Source organism: Streptomyces fradiae, assembly GCF_041270065.1.
Taxonomy (GTDB): Bacteria; Actinomycetota; Actinomycetes; order Streptomycetales; family Streptomycetaceae; genus Streptomyces.
Map to the genome: position 1 here is coordinate 7303818 of NZ_CP065958.1, position 18425 is coordinate 7322242.

Annotated in this window: 19 protein-coding genes and 1 pseudogene; 13 read left to right on the top strand and 7 right to left on the bottom strand. The window is 71.7% G+C overall.

The features are described 5' to 3' along the window. Window positions 1-317: 317 nt before the first annotated feature. The gene (locus tag JAO84_RS33185; protein WP_370416935.1) at window positions 318-665 is read right to left on the bottom strand and encodes a tetratricopeptide repeat protein; all 348 of its coding nucleotides are present in this window, start codon (window positions 663-665) and stop codon (window positions 318-320) included. A gap of 153 nt (window positions 666-818) precedes the next feature. Here JAO84_RS33185 and JAO84_RS33190 point away from each other — a divergent pair, with 153 nt between their 5' ends. Further along, window positions 819-1784, top strand: a complete 966-nt coding sequence (locus JAO84_RS33190; protein WP_370416160.1) for a pirin family protein — start codon at window positions 819-821, stop codon at window positions 1782-1784. Window positions 1785-1824: 40 nt separating this feature from the next. Here the strand turns inward: JAO84_RS33190 and JAO84_RS33195 are convergent, their stop codons facing one another. Beyond that, window positions 1825-2790: a glycoside hydrolase family 6 protein gene (locus tag JAO84_RS33195; RefSeq protein ID WP_370416161.1), complete on the bottom strand. Its 966-nt coding sequence runs from the start codon at window positions 2788-2790 to the stop codon at window positions 1825-1827. Between the two features lie 71 nt (window positions 2791-2861). Beyond that, window positions 2862-2987: pseudogene (locus tag JAO84_RS33200) on the bottom strand (RICIN domain-containing protein); the annotation flags it as partial. 322 nt (window positions 2988-3309) lie between these two features. On the opposite strand from JAO84_RS33200, the gene JAO84_RS33205 reads away from it, so the two are divergent. The 7 genes from JAO84_RS33205 (at window position 3310) to JAO84_RS33235 (ending at window position 13297) form a co-directional block, all read left to right on the top strand. Next, a complete protein-coding gene (locus JAO84_RS33205) occupies window positions 3310-5937 on the top strand; it encodes an RICIN domain-containing protein (RefSeq protein WP_370416162.1) in 2628 nt (875 codons plus the stop codon). Window positions 5938-6071: 134 nt separating this feature from the next. Beyond that, window positions 6072-6731, top strand: coding sequence for a choice-of-anchor M domain-containing protein (locus JAO84_RS33210; protein ID WP_370416163.1), 660 nt, complete (start codon window positions 6072-6074; stop codon window positions 6729-6731). An 83-nt stretch (window positions 6732-6814) separates the two neighbouring features. Next, window positions 6815-8521, top strand: a complete 1707-nt coding sequence (locus JAO84_RS33215) for a choice-of-anchor M domain-containing protein (RefSeq protein ID WP_370416164.1) — start codon at window positions 6815-6817, stop codon at window positions 8519-8521. Window positions 8522-8608: 87 nt separating this feature from the next. Further along, window positions 8609-10153: an anchored repeat ABC transporter, substrate-binding protein gene (locus JAO84_RS33220; protein WP_370416165.1), complete on the top strand. Its 1545-nt coding sequence runs from the start codon at window positions 8609-8611 to the stop codon at window positions 10151-10153. Beyond that, entirely contained in the window at window positions 10150-11670 is a 1521-nt protein-coding gene (locus JAO84_RS33225; RefSeq protein ID WP_370416166.1) for a choice-of-anchor M domain-containing protein, read from the top strand. The genes JAO84_RS33220 and JAO84_RS33225 overlap by 4 nt, the downstream gene beginning before the upstream one ends. After that, a complete protein-coding gene (locus JAO84_RS33230) occupies window positions 11667-12422 on the top strand; it encodes an anchored repeat-type ABC transporter ATP-binding subunit (RefSeq protein WP_370416167.1) in 756 nt (251 codons plus the stop codon). Before JAO84_RS33225 ends, JAO84_RS33230 begins: the two co-directional genes overlap by 4 nt. Further along, complete coding sequence (locus JAO84_RS33235; protein ID WP_370416168.1) at window positions 12419-13297, top strand: anchored repeat-type ABC transporter permease subunit; 879 nt, start codon at window positions 12419-12421, stop codon at window positions 13295-13297. Before JAO84_RS33230 ends, JAO84_RS33235 begins: the two co-directional genes overlap by 4 nt. Window positions 13298-13467: 170 nt before the next feature. Here JAO84_RS33235 and JAO84_RS33240 read toward each other — a convergent pair whose 3' ends face one another. The 4 genes from JAO84_RS33240 to rpmB form a co-directional block, all read right to left on the bottom strand. Beyond that, window positions 13468-14628 (bottom strand): GTP-binding protein, encoded by a 1161-nt coding sequence (locus JAO84_RS33240; RefSeq protein ID WP_370416169.1) that lies wholly within the window; start codon window positions 14626-14628, stop codon window positions 13468-13470. A 6-nt stretch (window positions 14629-14634) separates the two neighbouring features. Further along, a complete protein-coding gene (gene rpmF, locus JAO84_RS33245; protein ID WP_189853091.1) occupies window positions 14635-14805 on the bottom strand; it encodes a 50S ribosomal protein L32 in 171 nt (56 codons plus the stop codon). Between the two features lie 122 nt (window positions 14806-14927). Beyond that, complete coding sequence (gene rpsN, locus JAO84_RS33250) at window positions 14928-15233, bottom strand: 30S ribosomal protein S14 (RefSeq protein ID WP_265863675.1); 306 nt, start codon at window positions 15231-15233, stop codon at window positions 14928-14930. After that, window positions 15233-15469, bottom strand: a complete 237-nt coding sequence (rpmB, locus tag JAO84_RS33255) for a 50S ribosomal protein L28 (protein ID WP_370416170.1) — start codon at window positions 15467-15469, stop codon at window positions 15233-15235. Before rpmB ends, rpsN begins: the two co-directional genes overlap by 1 nt. Window positions 15470-15555: 86 nt before the next feature. Here rpmB and rpmG point away from each other — a divergent pair, with 86 nt between their 5' ends. The 5 genes from rpmG to JAO84_RS33280 all read left to right on the top strand — a co-directional run bounded on the left by rpmG (window position 15556) and on the right by JAO84_RS33280 (window position 18314). Then, window positions 15556-15720: a 50S ribosomal protein L33 gene (gene rpmG / locus JAO84_RS33260; RefSeq protein WP_099198435.1), complete on the top strand. Its 165-nt coding sequence runs from the start codon at window positions 15556-15558 to the stop codon at window positions 15718-15720. A 44-nt stretch (window positions 15721-15764) separates the two neighbouring features. Further along, the gene (locus JAO84_RS33265) at window positions 15765-16010 is read left to right on the top strand and encodes a type B 50S ribosomal protein L31 (RefSeq protein ID WP_370416171.1); all 246 of its coding nucleotides are present in this window, start codon (window positions 15765-15767) and stop codon (window positions 16008-16010) included. Further along, window positions 16010-17161 (top strand): GTP-binding protein, encoded by a 1152-nt coding sequence (locus JAO84_RS33270; RefSeq protein ID WP_370416172.1) that lies wholly within the window; start codon window positions 16010-16012, stop codon window positions 17159-17161. Before JAO84_RS33265 ends, JAO84_RS33270 begins: the two co-directional genes overlap by 1 nt. Window positions 17162-17205: 44 nt before the next feature. Next, entirely contained in the window at window positions 17206-17442 is a 237-nt protein-coding gene (gene rpsR / locus JAO84_RS33275; protein ID WP_370416173.1) for a 30S ribosomal protein S18, read from the top strand. Window positions 17443-17609: 167 nt separating this feature from the next. After that, window positions 17610-18314, top strand: a complete 705-nt coding sequence (locus JAO84_RS33280) for a DUF6445 family protein (RefSeq protein WP_370416174.1) — start codon at window positions 17610-17612, stop codon at window positions 18312-18314. Window positions 18315-18425: the final 111 nt, after the last annotated feature.

Consider the following 18425-nt stretch of genomic DNA (forward strand, 5'->3'; position numbering starts at 1 on the left):
GCGCCGCCCTGCCGAAGCCGAGGTTCGCGAAGGGCGGCGGGGTCTTCGTGCTCCAGGCCACCTTCCCGGACGCGCCCCGCGTGGACGTCACGCTGGCCGCCGTACGCAAGGCCGTGCACGGCAACACGGCCCTGACCCGGCGCTATCCGTCCGCCGTGCAGCCCGGGGCCGTGATTCCGGCGGCGAACGAGACCTGTGTCCAGGACCTGCTGTACCACCGGGAATGGACGGAGGCCGCGACGCCCCGCTGCTGCGGGGCGGCACCGACCTCCGGTTCACGCCATGAGGGTCAGGGCGCGTGGGTCACGGCGCGCTCGTCAGTCGACGGTCTCGCCGGACATCGCGGCCGCGAGCCGCAGATGCGGCGCGGCCTCGTCCGCGCGGCCCTGCCGCTCCAGGGTGCGGCCGAGCATCAGCCGCGCGTAGTGCTCGACCGGGTCACGCTCCAGGACCGCGCGGAGCTCCGCCTCGGCCTTCGAGAGCTGCGCCGAGTGGTAGTACGCCCGGGCGAGCAGCAGTCGCTGGGCCGTCTGGTCCGGGTGCTCGGCGACCAGACCGCGCAGGATCCGCGCCGCCGTCAGGTACTCCTTCGCCTCGAAGAACAGCTGCGCGCGGCTCCAGCGGTCGGCCGGCGTGCCGAACTCGTAGTACGTCTCGTCGCTCACTGCTCACTCTCTCCGTACGGTGGTGCTGCCGTGCTGCCGTGCTGTCCGGCTCTTACGCGGGCGACAACACGGCAGGGTCGTTGAACATTCCACCACCATTCGATGGGTGGGTCCGCCCCGTCTCCGCACCCCGACGGGAATAGGTTGAGCGTCATGAGCAATCTCGACCGCCAGGCCACCCTCCAGGTCTGCGGTGGCCGGGGCTTCGTCGTCGCCGAACCGGTGCGCGAGCTCCTCAGCCCCCGCCACGTCCAGCTCGGCGAATCGACCGAGGTCCGCCGACTGCTCCCCAACCTCGGCCGCCGCATGGTCGGCGCCTGGGCCTTCGTCGACCACTACGGCCCCGACGACATCGCCGACGAACCCGGCATGCAGGTCCCGCCCCACCCCCACATGGGCCTGCAGACCGTCAGCTGGCTGCACGAGGGGGAGGTGCTGCACCGCGACTCCCTCGGCAGCCTGCAGACCGTCCGCCCCCGCGAGCTGGGCCTGATGACCTCGGGCCGGGCCATCTCCCACTCCGAGGAGAGCCCCAGGTCCCACGCCCGCTACCTCCACGGCGCCCAGCTGTGGGTCGCGCTCCCCGATGCCCACCGCGACGTCGAACCCCACTTCCAGCACCACGCCGACCTGCCGCAGGTCACCGCGCCGGGCCTGACCGCGACCGTCATCCTCGGCGCCCTCGACGGCGCCGCCTCCCCGGGCACCACCTACACCCCCCTCGTCGGCGCCGACCTCGCCCTGGCCGCGGGCACCGAACAACGCCTCCCGCTCGACCCGGACTTCGAGTACGCGGTCCTCGCCATGTCCGGCGAGGCCCACGTGGACGACGTCCCCGTACTCCCCGGCTCCATGCTCTACCTCGGCTGCGGCCGCACCGAACTCCCCCTCCGCGCCGCCTCCGACGCCGGCCTGATGCTCCTCGGCGGCGAGCCGTTCGAGGAGGAGATCGTCATGTGGTGGAACTTCGTGGGCCGCACGGACGAGGAGATCCGTGCGGCGCGCGAGCAGTGGATGACCGGCGACCGCTTCGGCGAGGTGGTCGGCTACGCCGGCCCCCGCCTGGACGCCCCCGAGGTCCCGCCGACCCAGCTGAAGGCGCGGGGTCGGGTGCGCTGAGCTGGGATTTCGAGGCGCCGGGCCACAGGAGTCCCCGGGGTCAGTAGCCGTAGATCATCTTGTAGGCGACCTCGGGGAGGAACTGTCCGGCCGTGGAGCCGGTTCCGACGCCGCAGTTGCCGTCGGACTCGCCCGGGGCCTTGATCCACAGCAGCATCTCGGCACCGCCTCCCAGCTGCGTGGGTGTGCCGATGCGGCGGCCGGCCGCGTTGCACCACTCGCCGTTGGAGCCGTTGCCGTTGCGGCTGGTGTCGACGACGAACGGCTTGGTGTAGCCGTAGCGGGCCGCCAGTTCGCCGTTGACGGCGTTGCCGTAGGCGGTGTTCTGGGCGGTGGTGAAGTAGTTCGAGACGTTGAGGGAGAAGCCGTGGGCCTGGCGCAGACCGGCTTCGTGGAGCCGCTGGGCCATCGTTCCGGGGCTCACCCAGCCGGGGTTGCCGGCGTCGAGGTAGACCCAGGTGTTCGGTGCCTGGCGGTTGAACTCGGTGAGGGCGCCGCTGATCATGCCCTGTCGCTCGCGAATCTGGTCCTGGTTCAGGCAGCCGTAGTCCGCGAGGGAGTCCGGTTCGAGGATGACGACGGCCGGGCGGTTGGCGATCCCGCCGGCGAACTGCGCGATCCAACTCGCGTAGGCGGACGGCGAGGCGGCTCCGCCTCCGGAATGCCCGCCGCAGGAATCGCGGTGGTAGATGTTGTAGGCGACCAGGATGGGCAGCTTGTCCCGGGAGTCCGCCGCCCCGACGTACGCACCCGTGGCGGTGCCGATGGTGCCGCTCCAGGAGCCGAACCAGTGCGCCATGGGGGTGTTGGCGAGGGACGTGTTGATCGCGGGTGCCCGGCCGTCACCGGGGTTGGCCGCGACCCACGACTTCGCGCTCGAGTTCGGGTCCACGTAGAACCCGCTGGTCATGGTGGTCGGGTCGGCCGCGTGGGCGGACGGCGCGACGGCGAGTGCCAGCGGCAGTGCGATGAAGGCTGCCGCGAGGGCGCGGATTCGGCGGCGCATGACGGTACCTCGATTCCAGGTGGGGGGCGCCGCACGCTCTCGTCCCGAGCGTGCGGCGTACTGAGTGATCGTCAGGTGCGGGTCCAGCGCTGGTTGGTGCCGCCCCAGCAGGAGTAGAGCTGGATCAGCGTGCCGTTGGCGGTGCCGCCGCCGACGGCGTCGAGACAGAGACCGGACTGGACGCCGACGATGGATCCCTACGGCGCGGACGACTGGCGTCAGTCTGGAAACCTCGAAGAAACATGTCAAGAGTTTCGAAATATTTCGATGTCTCTGTCCTTCGACGACAGTAAGTCCCGTCTGTTCCGAGCGCGTTCTCATCGAAAGTCTTTCGGTGAACTCGCCGCACGTCACGGTCCTGTGGACGGCGCGGGGCGGTGGAGAGCCGGACCTTGAGAAAAGAGTTCACGGGGCAGGGCAACCCTTTGCGGTGCCTGTGGCGACAAGGAGTCGGATCCGGCCACTGCGGTGCCCGGATCCGCCTGCCCCGTGAACGTACGCAAGGAGAACACCCCCCCCATGAACAACCCCACAGACGGCGGTCGCCGCGGTCGTCACCGCCGTCGCAGGACCGTCACCGGCCTGCTGATCGGTGTGCCCGCGGTCCTCGTGCCCTATCTCCTGTTCGCGCAGGAGGACTCGGAAGCGGCGACGGTCGACGACGGTGCCTCCTACCGGCTGGTCTCCGTGCGCAGTGGCAAGGTGATGGACGTCAACGGCTTCTCCACCGCCGACGGCACCCGTGTCCAGCAGTGGACCGACCAGAACACGGCCAACCAGCTGTGGCGGCTGAGGTCGACCGGGGACGGCTACTACGAGCTGGTGAACCGCAACAGCGGCAAGGTGCTGGGCATAGCGGGCGGCTCGACCGCCCGGTCGGCCGTCGCCGAGCAGCAGACCGACGGCTCCTCCCCCTCCCAGGAGTGGCGGATCGACGGCGTGAGCGGTTCCGACGCCGTCACGTTCACCTCACGCGGGAGCGGCATGGTCCTGGACGTCTCCGGGGGTTCCATGGCGCAGGGCGCGGCGATCATCCAGTATCCCGGCAAGGGCAGCACCAACCAGCAGTGGAAGCTGGTGAAGGCACCCGACGCCGGGTCGGCCGCGACCGGCCCGTACACCTGGCGGAACGCCCAGGTGGTCGGCGGCGGTTACGTCACCGGCCTGGTGTTCAACCCGCGGGAGCGGGGCCTGCTGTACGCGCGTACCGACATGGGTGGCGCCTACCGCTGGGACACGGCGGCCGAGCAGTGGATCCCGCTGACGGACTGGCTCGGTGAGAAGGACTGGAACCTGCTGGGCATCGACGCGGTGGCCACCGATCCCGTCGAACCCGGCCGGCTCTATCTCGCGGCGGGCACCTACAGCAACGAATGGGCCGGCAACGGCGCGATCCTGCGCTCCACCGACCGGGGCCGCACCTTCCAGCGCACCGACCTGCCGTTCAAACTGGGCGGCAACGAGGACGGCCGCGGGGCGGGGGAGCGGCTGGCGATCGACCCCTCGGACCACCGCACCCTGCTCCTCGGCAGCCGTAAGAACGGCCTGTGGCGCAGCACCGACTCCGGCGTGACATGGCGGCAGGTCTCCTCGTTCCCCGTGAAGGACGGGGCGAGCAGCGGCGCGGCCATCTCCTTCGTGACGTACGGCCCGGCAGGCAGCAAGACGGTCTACGTCGGCGTCGCCGACAAGTCCACCTCCCTGTACCGCTCCACCGACGGCGGCAACACCTGGCAGGCCGTCCCCGGGCAGCCCACCGGCCAGTTCCCGCAGCGCGGCGTCCTCTCCGGCGACGGCTCGCTGTACCTGACGTACACCAATGCCCTCGGCCCCAACGGCGTGACGGCCGGATCGGTGTGGAAGCACACGCCGAGTGGCGGCGGCGCGTGGAAGAACATCTCCCCGTCCAGTGGCTCGTACGGGTTCTCCGGACTGGCCGTCGACCCGCGAAAGCCCTCGACGGTGATGGTCACCACCCTCGACCGCTGGTGGCCGGAGGACGAGGTGTACCGGAGCACCGACGGCGGTACGACGTGGAAGGCGCAGGCCGCGACCTCGGTACGGGACGCCTCCGCCGCTCCTTACGTCGGCACCCACACCGGGCACTGGATGACCGCTCTCGCCATCGACCCCTTCGACTCCGGCCACGTGCTGTACGGCACGGGCAACGGCATCTGGCGCAGCAAGGACGCCGACGCCACCGACAGCGGCGGCACCAGCCACTGGGCCGCGGGGGCGCGGGGCCTTGAGGAGACCGCGCTGATGGACGCGATCGCCCCGCCGGGCGGTGCCACTGTCATCACCTCCATGGGCGACCAGGGCGGCTTCCGTCACGACGACCTGACCCGGGTGCCTGCCGGGCGGCTTGGCAACCCGATGATGACCAACAGCACCGACATCGACTTCGCCCAGGCCAACCCTTCGATGATGGTCCGCGTCGGCCGTGGCGGCGCGCAGGACGGTGCCTATTCCACCGACGGCGGCAGCAGCTGGCACGGCTTCACGGCGGAGCCGGTGGCCGGTGCCCAGGACGGGCATGTCGCGCTCGCGGCGGACGGCTCCACCATCGTCTGGACCGAGGCAGGCCAGGTCCCGTACCGCTCGACCGACAAGGGGGCGAGCTGGTCGAAGGTCAGCGGCCTGGGGACCGACGCCGTGGTCGTCGCCGACCGCTCCTCGGCCAGGACCTTCTACTCCCTGTCCGGCGGCACGCTGTACGCCGGTACCGACGGCGGCGCGACCTTCACCGCCCGCGCCACTGGCCTGCCCGCGGGCCGGCTCACGGCCGTCCCCGGCGTCGCCGGGGACCTGTGGATCGCCGGCGGCGGCCAGGGGCTGCTGCACTCCACCGACGGCGGCCGCACCTTCACCAAGGTCACCACGGTGCAGTCCGCCTCCGCCCTCGGCTACGGCAAGGCCGCACCGGGCGCCTCCTATCAGGCCCTGTATCTGATCGGCACCGTCAAGGACGTCACCGGCGTCTTCCGCTCCACCGACAAGGGCGCCACCTGGCTCCGCGTCAACGACGACGCCCACCAGTGGGGCAGCATCGGCGGCGTCGGCGTCATCACCGGCGACCCCGACACCTTCGGCCGCGTCTACGTCGGCACCAACGGACGCGGCCTCCAGTACGGCGACCCCTCCTGACCTCCCCTCCCGAGCGGGGCCGCCGGCACGACGCCTGCGGCCCCCCGGCAAGGCAGGGTTGCGGACGTTTAATGAAAATGATTATCGTCTGCATGTCCATGAAGGCCATGGACATGACCCATGGGGGGTTCCCTTTGCGTACCCGCAAGCGCCTGATGACCGTCACCGGCGTCGCCGCCACCATGCTCGCCGTGGCCGGCCTCAACAGCTCCGCATTCGCCGCGACCACGCTCTCCGCCGGCCACGTCGACGTCCTGGACGCGGAGTGGGACGGCGCCGCCTTCGCCCTGCACGTGCACGACGAGACGAACGCGGTCGAGTACAGCCCGGCCGACGCGGTGCTCTCCGTGCCGGCCGCGGCCAAGGTCGCGCGTCCGACCGGCACGCAGTACGGCTTCCTCGGCACCGGCGCCCAGGTCTGGGTCCTGCCGCAGGACCAGGCCGTGGCGACCGCCAAGAACGTGCTGTGGCCCGGCATCTCCACCGAGCACCTGACCTCCGGCGTGTTCGCCGGCGACACCGTGCAGTACAAGCTCGGCACGGTGACCCGCGACGGCGCCGCCACCGACGACTTCAGCGTCTACAAGGTCAACGGCTCCACCGTCGACCGCTACTACGACAGCGGCACCAGCACCTCGTACAAGACCAAGACCTTCGCCGTCGGCGCGCACGACCACGCCAACTGGGCCTTCGAGGAGCCCGGCACCTACCAGGTGACCTTCACCGTCAGCGGCACCGTCGGCGGCGTGACCAAGACGGCCACCGACACCTACACCATCACCGTCACCAACTGACCGGCGACCGGACCGCGGTGACCCGCCCGCCCGTTCCCGCCGCGCGGGCGGGCGGGTCACCGCCTTGGCAAGGAGGCAGGACCATGAGCGTCCTGACACACGGCCGCCGCGCCGTCGCGGCGACCGCCGCCACCCTGGCCGCCGCGCTGCTCGCCGCCGCCGCCGGACTGGTCGCCGCGGGCAGCGGCACCGCCCGGGCCGACAGCGGCGCCGTCGTACTGGCGCAGGGGGACATCGACTTCGTCCCGCAACTCGCCGACGGCCGGCTCGACCTGCGGATCGCCGACCGCACCGGCGACGGGACGGTGCTGCGCGAACCGTCGGAGGTGGTGCTGCATGTCGTACCCGAGGCGAAGGAATCGATCCTCTCGCCGGTCAACCCGGTCCTGGGCGACGGACTGTACGGATGGTTCCTGAACGGGCGTCACGCGAAGGACGTCTTCGCCCTGACGCCCGGCTGGGCGGGCCTGGCCGGCGCGCGATCGGCAGAGGTCACCCTCGACCGGGCCCAGGGGGAGGGGCGGTTCGCGCTCTACACCTTCACCGAAGAGATGGAGTGGTCCGACCAGGAGCCCGTCCAGCACCTCAACAGCGAGGATCCCGCCCACCGTTCCTTCTCGCTGCCACAGGGGACGGAACGGTCCGTGCCCACCTGGGGTTTCGCCGCCGAAGGCGTCCACCGGCTCACCCTCACCGTCAGCGCGACCCTGGCCGACGGGAGCAAGGTCAGCGACACCGAGACCCTCGCCGTCGCCGTGGGGTCCACCGACCCCACGCAGGTGCGGCCCGGTGACGGGACGACACCCACGCCCACGTCCTCCACGCCGTCAGCCCCGACGCCGACGCCGTCCTCGTCGGCCCCCGGCGCGTACGTGATCGACGACGGACACATCGACCTGGCCGCGCGCCCGGGAGAGGGCGGAAAGCTCGCCTTCCAGATCAAGGACGGCACCCTCCAGAACCCGCGGTGGCACGAGCCCGACGACGTCGTCATCCACGTCAGACGCGCGGCCAAGCGCCGTATCAGCGAGGCGTACGCCTTCCTCGGCACCCCCGGAGACCCCGTCTGGTGGCTCCCGTCCAGCCAACTCGCCGGACTCGTCTGGCCCGGCTGGAGCACCGAGGGCTTCCCCGCCTCCCAGGTCAGGGGCAGGATCACCTACCGGCTCGACTCCCTCCAGGGCCCGGGCACGCTCGCCGTCGTCAACGACAACTCGATGGACAGCACGGTCCTCGTCGACAGCGGCGACGGACTGCCCGACGCGTTCGAGCACGCCGCCGGCAGCCACTCCCACTCCGCGTGGGCCTTCACCAAGGAAGGCGTCTACCGCACGACGTTCACGGTCGCAGCCACCCTCACCGACGGTACGAAGGTCAGCGACACGGCGACGATCGCCTGGGCCGTCGGGGCCGTCGACCCCACGACGGTGAAGCCGGGGGAGAACACCGACCCCACCGCCCCCACGACCGCCCCGCCCAGCGGGACCCCGACCACCACCAACCCGACCGCGTCCCGGCCGGGGCCGGATCCGTCCCTGTCCTCGTCCGCACCGGCACCCGAAGCCACAGACGGCCCGACAGGCAAGGAGACCCCGCGAACGGGCGGCGACTCCGGGAACGGTGGCCGGGTCACCAGTGGATCGACCGGCGGCGGCCTGGCTTCCACCGGCGCCCCCGCCCTGCTGCCCGTCGGCCTGGCGATCGCCGCGGTCTGCGCCGGAGCGGCGGCCCTCCTGCTCGCCCGCCGCCGGCGCGAGGATCCGTCGGACCTCGCCCCTGACGCTCCCTGACCACCGGCTCCGGGGGTCACAGCCGTCCCTCCCGCCCCCGGGGCCGGTCCTCCGTACCCACCACAAGGTCCACCAAGGAGTTCCGTCGTGCGCACCACCGCACCACGTAGAACCGCTCTCGCACTGGCCGGTGCCCTGCTCCTTGCCGGCTGTTCCGGCCCCGGCCCCGGTGCCTCCGACGCCGCCCTGACGGTCTCGACGACCACCGGCATCATCGCCGACCTGGTGCGCCAGGTCGGCGGCGAGCGCGTCGACGTCACCTCCATCGTTCCGCACCACGGCGACCCGCACTCCTACGAGCCCAGCCCGAGCGACACGGCCAAGGTCGCGCGGGCCGACCTCGTCTTCTCCAACGGGCTGCTCCTGGAGGAGCCCGGGATCATGAAGATGATCCACAACAACGCCCGCGAGGGCACACCGAAGGTCGAGATCGCCGACAGGCTCGAGCAGTTCGGCGGCCACGTCATGAAGCTGGAGGAGGACCTCGGCCTCGACGTGCTGTGGCTCGGCTGGGCCGTGGAGGGCGAGGTCACCGGCGAGGGCGCCCATGTCCGTACCAGCGCCGTGAAGCTCACAGGCCCGGGCGACCTGCACGTCTACCTCACCGACACCCTCGGCAACCCCACCAGCTACATCGACTCGACCGACGGCCTCGACACGAAGGACTCCTTCACCCTGCCGCCCGAGGCCCACACCCACGTCAACTGGGTCTTCACGAAGCCGGGTACGTACGAGCTGACCGTACGCGGCCAGGTCGAGGCCCTGGACGGAACGACCTCCGACGCGGGGCAGGGCACCGTCACCTTCACCGTCGGCGGCGCCGCACACAACAAGCAGGCCCAGGGCCGCACGACGCTCGACGGCGGACACGCCGACCTCACCCTCAACGCCCGGCAGAAGTCCGTCTACGTACGGACCGACGACAAGGCCACCGGCGAACGCATGCGCATACCCGGCCCGGGCGTCGCGCTGAACGTCCCCGACCGGGCGAAGGCGAAGGTGCCCAAGGAGCAGCAGTACCGCTTCCTCGGCCCCGCCGGCCAGGACATCTGGGTCCTGCCCCAGGCCGTCATCGGCAAGCACGTCCACGGCGACCTGGACCCGCACGCCTGGGGCGACGTCTCCAACGCAGAGGCGTACGTCCGCCGCATCCAATCCGAACTCGCCAAGGCCGACCCCGCCGGCAAGGCCGTCTACGAGCGCAACACCAAGACGTACCTGCGCTCGCTCGCCGACCTGCACAAGAACGTCGCCACCACGCTCGCCACCGTCCCCGTGGCCCACCGCAAGCTCATCACCACGCACGACGCCTTCGGCTACCTCGCCCAGGCGTACGGGATGGAGGTCGCCGGCTTCGTCGTCCCCGTACCGAGCCAGGAGCCGAGCGCGGCCGAGGTCGAGCAACTGCGCCGCACCATCCGGGAGAAGAAGGTCCCGGCCGTCTTCCTCGAACCCAACCTCGCCGCACGCGCCGACATCCTGCGCCGGGTGGCCCAGGACGAGGGCGTGGGCCTCTGCACGATCTACGGCGACTCCTTCGACGACAAGGTCCACGACTACGTCGGGATGATGCGCCACAACGCCGACGAACTCGCCCGCTGCCTGGGCGGAAAGGGAAGCACGACCCGATGACGAGCCTACGCAAGAAGGGGACACCCGGCCGGATCACGCTGGGCTGCGCCCTCGGTACGGCCCTGCTGCTGACCCTCACCGCGGCCCTCACCGCGACCGCCGCCGCGGCCGAGCCCTCGGCGACCGAGCCCTCGGCGTCCGGGACTTCGGCGTCCGAGTCCCCGGTCCCGCCGGCCGTCACGCCGGACACGCAGGTCCTGGTCGTACCGGACGAGGCCGCGTACGCGTTCCTGGGCGAACCGGGGGCGCGGGTGTGGGACATCGAGGAGCCCGCCGACGCCGCCGGACTGACCCTCACGGGCGTCGACGGCCCCGGAGCCCTGGTCATCCACCGTGGGGGAGAGGGCACGGCGCCCGAGCTGGTGGCGCGCAGTGACGGTGCCGAAGGGCTGCCGGAGGACGGCTACCCGATTCCGCCACGTGACGCCGCTGCCACCGACATCGCGGTGCCGCCCGTCTCCCGCTGGGCGTTCACCGCCCCGGGCACGTACGGGCTCACCCTCGCCGACTCCCCGGAGTCGGAACCGGTCCGCCGGACGACGACGTTGACGGTACGGGTCGGCGCCCCCGCGCTCGTCACGCCTACGCCTACGCCGACACCCACGCCCACGCCCACGGCGGCCGCTCCGACGGCGCCCGCCCTGGTGGTCACGCGCGCGGCGGCCCCGGCACCCACCAGGGCGAAGGCGGCCACGGAGAAGAAGGTCCTCCAGGAAGGCCATGTCGACATCGCCGCCCGCGTCGTCGACGGGAAGCTGCAGATCCAGGTCAAGGACGGCACGGTCGCCGGGAAGACCACCTGGCGCGAGCCGTCCTCGGTGGAGCTCCACGTCAGGCCCGCCGCGAAGAAGCAGATCCCGGCCGGGAACGCCTTCTCCTTCCTGGGCAAGAGCGGCGAGCCGGTCTGGCTGCTCGACCAGGTCCAGCAGGAGGGCCTGCTGTGGCCGGGCTGGTCCACCGACAACGTCGAGGCGGGCGCGCTCAAGGGCGGTGTGAAGTTCGCCCTGACGAAGGCCGAGGGGCCCGGCGGCTTCGCCCTCTACACGTACGACGGACTCTCGGGCGCGAACGTCCTGTTCAACAGCAAGGACGGCGTGCCGGACACCATCGACGTCCCGGCCAACACGCATGCCCACGGCGGTTGGGCCTTCGGCGGCGAGGGAGTGCACCGGCTCACGGTCTCGATGACCGGCACCCTGGCGAACGGCTCGGCCTCGACGGACACGGAGACGCTCACGTTCGTGGTCGGCGACGGGACGCACTCGGGTTCGCCCGTCAACCCGTCCGCCGACTCGTCCGCCGACTCGTCCGGCAACCCGTCCGCCGACCCGTCCACCGGCGCGTCAGACGGCGGAGACCCCGCCGAGGCCCCCAAGGGCACATCCGGCTCCATGGCCGACACCGGCGCGGGCGACGTGGCGCTCATGGGCAGCGCCGCCGTGGCGCTCGCCGCAGCCGGCGCCACCCTGGTCGTGCTGAACCGCCGCAGGGGCCGAGGGAACGGAGTACGGGCATGAGCGCGGCCGGTCCCGTCCTGCGGGCCGAGGGCGTCACCGTCGCTCTCGGCGGCCGCATCGCACTCCAGGACGCGCACCTCTCCGTCGGCGCGGGCGAACTCGTCGGGCTGATCGGACCCAACGGCGCCGGCAAGACGACCCTGCTGCGGGCCGTCCTCGGCCTCACCACCCTGTCGGCCGGCCGCGTCCTGGTGGCCGGGCAGCCCGTATCGGAGGCGCGGCGCCTGATCGGCTACGTCCCCCAGCGTCACGAGTTCGCCTGGGACTTCCCCGTCGACATCGCCGGCGCCGTCCTGTCCGGCCGCACCCGGCGCATCGGCTGGCTGCGCAGACCGGCGGCGGCCGACCATGCCGCCGTGGACCGGGCGCTGGAACTCAGCGGCCTCACGGACCTGCGGCGCCGGCCCATCGGCGAGCTGTCGGGCGGCCAGCGGCAGCGCGTCCTCGTGGCCCGTGCCCTGGCCGCCGAGCCGCGCATCCTGCTTCTGGACGAGCCGTTCACCGGCGTCGACGTCCCCACGCAGGAACTCCTGAACGACCTGTTCGGCCGGCTGGCCGAGGACGGAACGGCCCTGCTGATGACCACACACGACCTGGCGGCCGCCGCCCGCACCTGCACCCGCGTCGTCCTGCTCAACCGGACGGTGGTCGCGGAGGGCGGCCCGGAACTCCTTTCCGATCCGGACCGGATGCTCCAGGCCTTCGGCCTTGACCGGGCGGGCGCCGGGAGCGCGGCGGAGGCGGCGGCGTGATCGACTTTCTGCTCGGCCCGTGGGAACTGCCCTTCATGCAGCGCGCCTTCGCGGTCGCCGCGGTCGTCGGCCTGGTCTGCGGGGTCGTCGGCGTCTTCGTCGTCCTGCGGGGCATGGCCTTCATCGGTGATGCCGTGGCGCACTCGGCGTTCCCGGGCGTCGCCCTCGCGTACGCCCTGGAGGGCAATCTGCTGCTCGGCGGCGCGGCCGCCGGCATCACCACGGCCGTCCTGATCGCCTTCGTCTCCCAGAACCGGCGGCTGAAGGAGGACACCGTCATCGGCGTCTTCTTCGCGTTCGCCTTCGGCCTCGGCATCGTCCTCGTCTCCACCCGGGACAGCTGGACGACCGACCTGTCGTCCTTCCTGTTCGGCCAGGTCCTCGCCGTCGGCCCCGAGGACGTGTGGACGGTGGCGGGACTCGGAGCCGTACTCGTCACCGTCGTCCTCCTCCTGCGCAAGGAGCTCGTCGCCGTCACCCTGGACCGCGAGACGGCCCGCGCCGCCGGACTGCCGGTCTTCCGCCTCGACCTGCTCCTCTACATCGTCGTGACGACGACGATCGTCATGTCCCTCGAGGCGGTCGGCAACATCCTGGTCCTCGCGCTGCTCATCACCCCCGCCGCGACCGCCCGCATGCTCACCGACCGGCTCGGCGTCATGACCCTGCTGGCGTCCGGCCTCGGCTGCGCCGGCACCCTCGGCGGGCTGTACGTCTCGTACGCGTACGACCTGGCGGCCGGCGGCTCCATCGTCGTCGTGCTCACCGGGCTCTTCGCCCTCACCTGGTGCCTGGCCCCCAGACACGGCCTCCTGGCACGCGCCCGCCGCCGGGCGGCGCCCGCGGCGCTGCCCGTACCGGAGGTGACCGGCTAGGCGACGGACGGGAGAGGAAGAAACGAGAGTGGGGCGCCGCGAGAATTCGCGGCGCCCCACGGTGCTTGGACGTTACGGCAGTTGGAACAGGTTGAGCCGGTACAGGGGCCGGGCCGGACGGTGCCGTGGCTGCGACCACCGTCCGGCCCGGAGTGTGTCGGGCTGGTGTTTCAGGCCGCCTGTTCGTGCCCGCAGGCGTCTTCGATGCCGTACGTCTCCCACACCGGGAAGTCGTCGTCGGCGGGGACGGCCTCGCCCGGTGCCAGCAGGCAGGCTTCCAGCGCCGCGCGCAGGGCGTCGGCGCGCAGTGCGGTGCCGATGAAGACGAGTTCCTGGCCCTGGGTGGTCTCCGGGCCGCGGGCGCCGGACGGTTCGAACCGGGCGACGGCGCCGGCCTGGGACCACAGGCCCGTCACCCGGGGCCGGCTGGCGAGCCAGAAGAAGCCCTTGGAGCGCAGGACCCGCCCGAAGGTGCCGCTGTCCAGGCCCTTGGTGACGAAGGCCCACAGACGCCCGGGATGGAACGGCAGCTCGGAGCGGAACACGAGCGAGGAGATGCCGTACTCCTCGGTTTCCGGTACGTGGTCGCCGTTGAGCTCCTTCACCCAGCCGGGGGCCTGCTGCGCCCGCTCGACGTCGAACAGGCCGGTGCCCAGGATGTGTTCGAGCGGCACCTGGCCGCGCACGGCCGGGACGATCCGGGCCTCCGGGTTGAGCCGGGAGAGCGTGGCGCGCAGCCGGCGCGCCTTCTCCGGGCCGACGAGGTCGAGCTTGTTGAGGACGATGACGTCCGCGAACTCGACCTGGTCCATGAGGAGATCGCTCACGGTCCGCTCGTCGTCCTCGTACGGGGCCAGGCCGCGCGCGACGAGTTCGTCGCCGCCGCCCAGCTCGGGCAGGAAGCCCGCGGCGTCCACGACGGTCACCATGGTGTCGAGCCGGGCGAGGTCGCCGAGGGTGGCCCCGTCGTCGCGGGGGAAGGAGAAGGTCGCGGCCACGGGCATGGGCTCGGAGATGCCGCTCGACTCGATGAGCAGATGGTCGAAGCGGCCCTCCCGGGCGAGCCGGTCGACCTCCTCCAGGAGGTCGTCGCGCAGGGTGCAGCAGATGCACCCGTTGGTCATCTCGACCAGCCGCTCCTCGGTGCGGGACAGGGCCGCCTCGCCGCCGCGGACGAGCGCGGCGTCGATGTTGACCTCGCTCATGTCGTTGACGATGACCGCGACCCGCAGCCCTTCGCGATTGCCGAGCACATGGTTGAGCAGGGTGGTCTTCCCGGCCCCGAGGAACCCGGAGAGAACCGTGACCGGCAGGCGGTCGGTGGACGTCATGAGCGCTCAGCCCTCCGGCTGGATCAGGCCGCGCTCGTACGCCTTCACCAGACGCTGCGGGACCCGGTAGACGACGCCGTCCACGGTGATCGGCACCAGCTGGGGCGTGGTCGCCTTCCACTGGGCGCGGCGGTGACGGGTGTTGCTGCGGGACATCTTCCGCTTGGGGACGGCCATCGTGAGACTCCTCGGTCCGGTTGCTGACCCGCAGAGGCTATATGAAAATGGATCCCATTATCAATTCGTCCCGCGTGTGCCCCGGGGGCCCTCGCGACCCCGCGGGGCACACGCGTTCGCGTCTACCAGGACGACTTGGTCACTCCAGGCAGGAAGCCCGCGTGTGCCTGCCGGCGGGCCTCCACGCGGGAGAGGCCGAACTTGCGCAGGTAGCCGCGGGGACGGCCGTCCGTGCTGTCGCGGTTGCGCACGCGCGTGGCGCTGGCGTCGCGCGGCTGGCGCCGCAACTCCGCGAGGGCGGCGTCCCGTTCGGCCGTCGTGGAGGACGGGCGGCGGATGATCTCCTTGAGCTCCGCACGCCGGGCGGCGTACCGCTCGACGATCTCCTTGCGCTTCTCGTTCTTCGCGATCTTGCTGCGCTTCGCCATCAGACCTTCCCTCCTCGCGCGCGGATGCGCGCCACGGCGGCTTCGATGCCGATCACGTCCACCGTCTTGATCGCCTTGGTGCTCAGGGTGAGCCGGACGTGTCGTCCCTCGCTGGGCAGCCAGTAGCGCTTGCGCTGGATGTTCGGGTCGAAACGGCGTGAGGTGCGCCGGTGGGAGTGGGAGATCGCGTTGCCGAAGCCCGGCTTGGTGCCGGTCAGTTGGCAGTGAGCTGACATGGGTGGTGCGCCTTTCCTGCTGGCTGGGGTGGGGTCACCACTGTAGCGGTATCGAAAATGAAAATCGTTCCCATATACTCTGCGGCATGGCACGCAACGAGATCCGCCCCGTCATCAAGCTCCGCTCCACCGCGGGCACCGGGTTCACCTATGTGACGCGCAAGAACCGGCGCAACGACCCCGACCGCCTGGTGCTCCGCAAGTACGACCCCGTGGTCGGCCGCCACGTCGACTTCCGCGAAGAGCGCTGACCACTCCCACCCCGCCCGACCCCCGACCATCGAAAGGTCCTGCCATGAAGCCCGGAATCCACCCCGCCTACGAGCCCGTCGTCTTCCGCGACTCCGCCTCCGGCACCGCGTTCCTCACCCGGTCCACGATGACCAGCGACAAGACCGTCGAGTGGGAGGACGGCAGCACCTACCCGGTCGTCGACGTCGAGATCTCCTCGGCGAGCCACCCCTTCTACACGGGCACCGCCCGCGTCCTCGACACCGCCGGCCGCGTCGAGAAGTTCCAGCGCCGCTACGGAGCCCGCTGATGCGTGGCGATCACCGGCTCCCCGTCGTACTCGTCGGCGGACTGCACGCCGACGCCCGCAAGGAGGTCGTCGAACGACTCCTGAAGACCGTCCCCGGCAGCGTGGCCCTGCATCACGACCTGGCGGGGGCATCCGACGGCAACGTCCTGCGGCTGATCCGCGACGCCACCGGCACCCTCTCCTCCGGCGATACGCCCCTGGTCAACGACTGCGCCTGCTGCGCGCTGCGCGAGGACCTCGTCCCGGAGCTGGAACGGCTGGCGGACAGCCGTCTGACCCGTCTCGCCGTGGTCGAGCTGTGGGACTCGGTCGAGCCCAAGGCGATGGCGGAGGTCATCGCCGCCCACGGCGGAGACCGCCTGGCGCTCACGAACGTGATCACCGCCGTGGACCCCGCGCTCGTCCTGCCGTATCTCGGCAACGGCGACGACCTGGCCGAGGCCGGCCTGGCCGCCGCCCCGACCGACCAGCGGACGGTCGGGGACACCTGGGCCCGTCAGCTGGAGTACGCCCCCGTCCTCGCCGTCGTCGACAGCGCGGACGCGGACGACGAGGACCGCGCCCTCCTCGCGCAACTCCATCCCACCGCACGGCTCGTGCCGGCCGGCTCCGGCGAACTCGCCGCAGCCGCGTTCGCCGGCTTCGACGTCGAGGCCGCGGCGGCCGCCCAGCACCCCGCCTGCGCGCTGCTGCCCCAGGACGCGGACGAGGCGGGCGTCAGCACCTTCGTCTGGCGCCGCCACCGGCCCTTCCACCCGGGGCGGCTGTACGAGGCACTGGAGGACCTGTGCTGCGCGGCGGCCCGCAGCCGCGGGCGGTTCTGGCTCGCCGACCGCCCCGACACCCTGCTCGCCTGGGACGCGGCCGGCGGAGCGCTGTGCGTGGAGAGCGCCGGCCCCTGGCTGGCGTCACTGCCCGACGCCGCCTGGGAGATGGTCCCGCCCGTCCGCCGCGCGGCGGCCGCCCTCGACTGGCACCCCGAGCACGGCGACTGCTGCCAGCACCTCGTCTTCACCTCGCCCGGCCTCGACCGGGAGGGGCTCGAAGTGCTCCTCGACTCCTGTCTGCTGACGGACGCCGAGTACCAGGCGGGCCGCGAGGCGTGGAAGCACCTGCCCGCCGCGTTCGACTCGCTGCTCGACGCCGCCTGACCTCGTACGACCCCACTGAAACGCTCACCCGAAGGAACCGTGACATGGCCCGACGCCCCGACCCCCGCAAGCCCGTGAAGTCCCGCCCCAACCCCCTCGACGCGGCCGGCATCACGTACATCGACTACAAGGACACCGACCTGCTCCGGAAGTTCATCTCCGACCGGGGCAAGATCCGCAGCCGCCGCGTCACCCGCGTGACCGCCCAGCAGCAGCGCGCCCTCGCCACCGCCGTCAAGAACGCCCGGGAGATGGCCCTGCTGCCGTACGCCGGTCGCTGACCGCTTCCCAGGAAGGGAGGGGAGCGGGGGGGAGTGGGGGAGTGGGCGCGGCGACGGCGGCGGCGGGCGCCTTCTTTTCCTCCGGATTGCCTGCATGACGATGTCTTGCCGCAGTCTTGGCGGCGCGATGGCAGGCGCCGTCCGCTCCGGCGCCTAGCGTTCCCGTCATGCCGCCTCTGCCCTCGCACCCCGCACGCCCGGCCGCGCCCCGGGCCCTCCCGTACCGCAAGCCGACTCGCGGCCGGGACTACTGGATCCTGGACGACGTCCTGCCCGACCCCGACGCCGTACGGGCGCGCATGCTGGAGCGGGACGACTGGGTGCAGGGCTACCCGCACAAGCCCGAGCCGTGGCCGGGGCTGCGCACGATGCCCGGGCTCGAACCGGCCGAGCTGGCCCACGTGGAGAAGCTGGTCCGCAAGGCCACGGGGGCCCAGCGGATCTGGGCCGTGGACCCGGCCGGCGGTGGCACCTTCAACCACAACTGCGTCCAGGTCGTCGGCAAGGACGAGTGCGAGCCGCGCCCGCACACCGACTCCCGCAGCCTGTGCCGCTACGCGGCGGTGCTGTACCTCAGCCCGGACCTCCCCAAGGACTGCGGCACCAGCTTCTACCGCCAGAACCTGCCCGGCGGTGTCCTCGGCGGCAATCAGGTGCTCGCCCCGCACAACAACCTGGTGGACGCGCTCGGCACCCGCTTCGTGCCCGAGGACTCCTTCACCGAGGACCTGCGCGTCCCGCCCCGCTACAACCGCCTGCTGCTGTACTCGGCCAACCTCATCCACACGGCGACCGGGTACACCGGCACCACCCTGGAGGACAAGCGGATGACGGCCGTCTTCTTCTGGATGGCCGCCGGCGGCACCAGGTGACCGCAGACGGTGGCCCCCGCACCCTCGACGTTGGGCCGTCGAAGGGCGAGAGCTGAATAAAGCGGCGACGGTTGTGCCCGTCGGCTCGACAGCCGACGGGCACAACCGTCG

Excerpts from the sequence above, each read along its gene's own strand:
- JAO84_RS33195 (WP_370416161.1), bottom strand. The coding sequence starts at position 2,790 with ATGCGCCGCCGAATCCGCGCCCTCGCGGCAGCCTTCATCGCACTGCCG.
- JAO84_RS33205 (WP_370416162.1), top strand. The coding sequence starts at position 3,310 with ATGAACAACCCCACAGACGGCGGTCGCCGCGGTCGTCACCGCCGTCGC.
- JAO84_RS33265 (WP_370416171.1), top strand. The coding sequence starts at position 15,765 with ATGAAGCCCGGAATCCACCCCGCCTACGAGCCCGTCGTCTTCCGCGAC.
- JAO84_RS33270 (WP_370416172.1), top strand. The coding sequence starts at position 16,010 with ATGCGTGGCGATCACCGGCTCCCCGTCGTACTCGTCGGCGGACTGCAC.
- JAO84_RS33225 (WP_370416166.1), top strand. The coding sequence starts at position 10,150 with ATGACGAGCCTACGCAAGAAGGGGACACCCGGCCGGATCACGCTGGGC.
- JAO84_RS33230 (WP_370416167.1), top strand. The coding sequence starts at position 11,667 with ATGAGCGCGGCCGGTCCCGTCCTGCGGGCCGAGGGCGTCACCGTCGCT.
- JAO84_RS33280 (WP_370416174.1), top strand. The coding sequence starts at position 17,610 with ATGCCGCCTCTGCCCTCGCACCCCGCACGCCCGGCCGCGCCCCGGGCC.
- rpsN (WP_265863675.1), bottom strand. The coding sequence starts at position 15,233 with ATGGCGAAGCGCAGCAAGATCGCGAAGAACGAGAAGCGCAAGGAGATC.
- JAO84_RS33190 (WP_370416160.1), top strand. The coding sequence starts at position 819 with ATGAGCAATCTCGACCGCCAGGCCACCCTCCAGGTCTGCGGTGGCCGG.
- JAO84_RS33240 (WP_370416169.1), bottom strand. The coding sequence starts at position 14,628 with ATGACGTCCACCGACCGCCTGCCGGTCACGGTTCTCTCCGGGTTCCTC.
- rpmF (WP_189853091.1), bottom strand. The coding sequence starts at position 14,805 with ATGGCCGTCCCCAAGCGGAAGATGTCCCGCAGCAACACCCGTCACCGC.
- rpmG (WP_099198435.1), top strand. The coding sequence starts at position 15,556 with ATGGCACGCAACGAGATCCGCCCCGTCATCAAGCTCCGCTCCACCGCG.
- JAO84_RS33215 (WP_370416164.1), top strand. The coding sequence starts at position 6,815 with ATGAGCGTCCTGACACACGGCCGCCGCGCCGTCGCGGCGACCGCCGCC.
- rpsR (WP_370416173.1), top strand. The coding sequence starts at position 17,206 with ATGGCCCGACGCCCCGACCCCCGCAAGCCCGTGAAGTCCCGCCCCAAC.
- rpmB (WP_370416170.1), bottom strand. The coding sequence starts at position 15,469 with ATGTCAGCTCACTGCCAACTGACCGGCACCAAGCCGGGCTTCGGCAAC.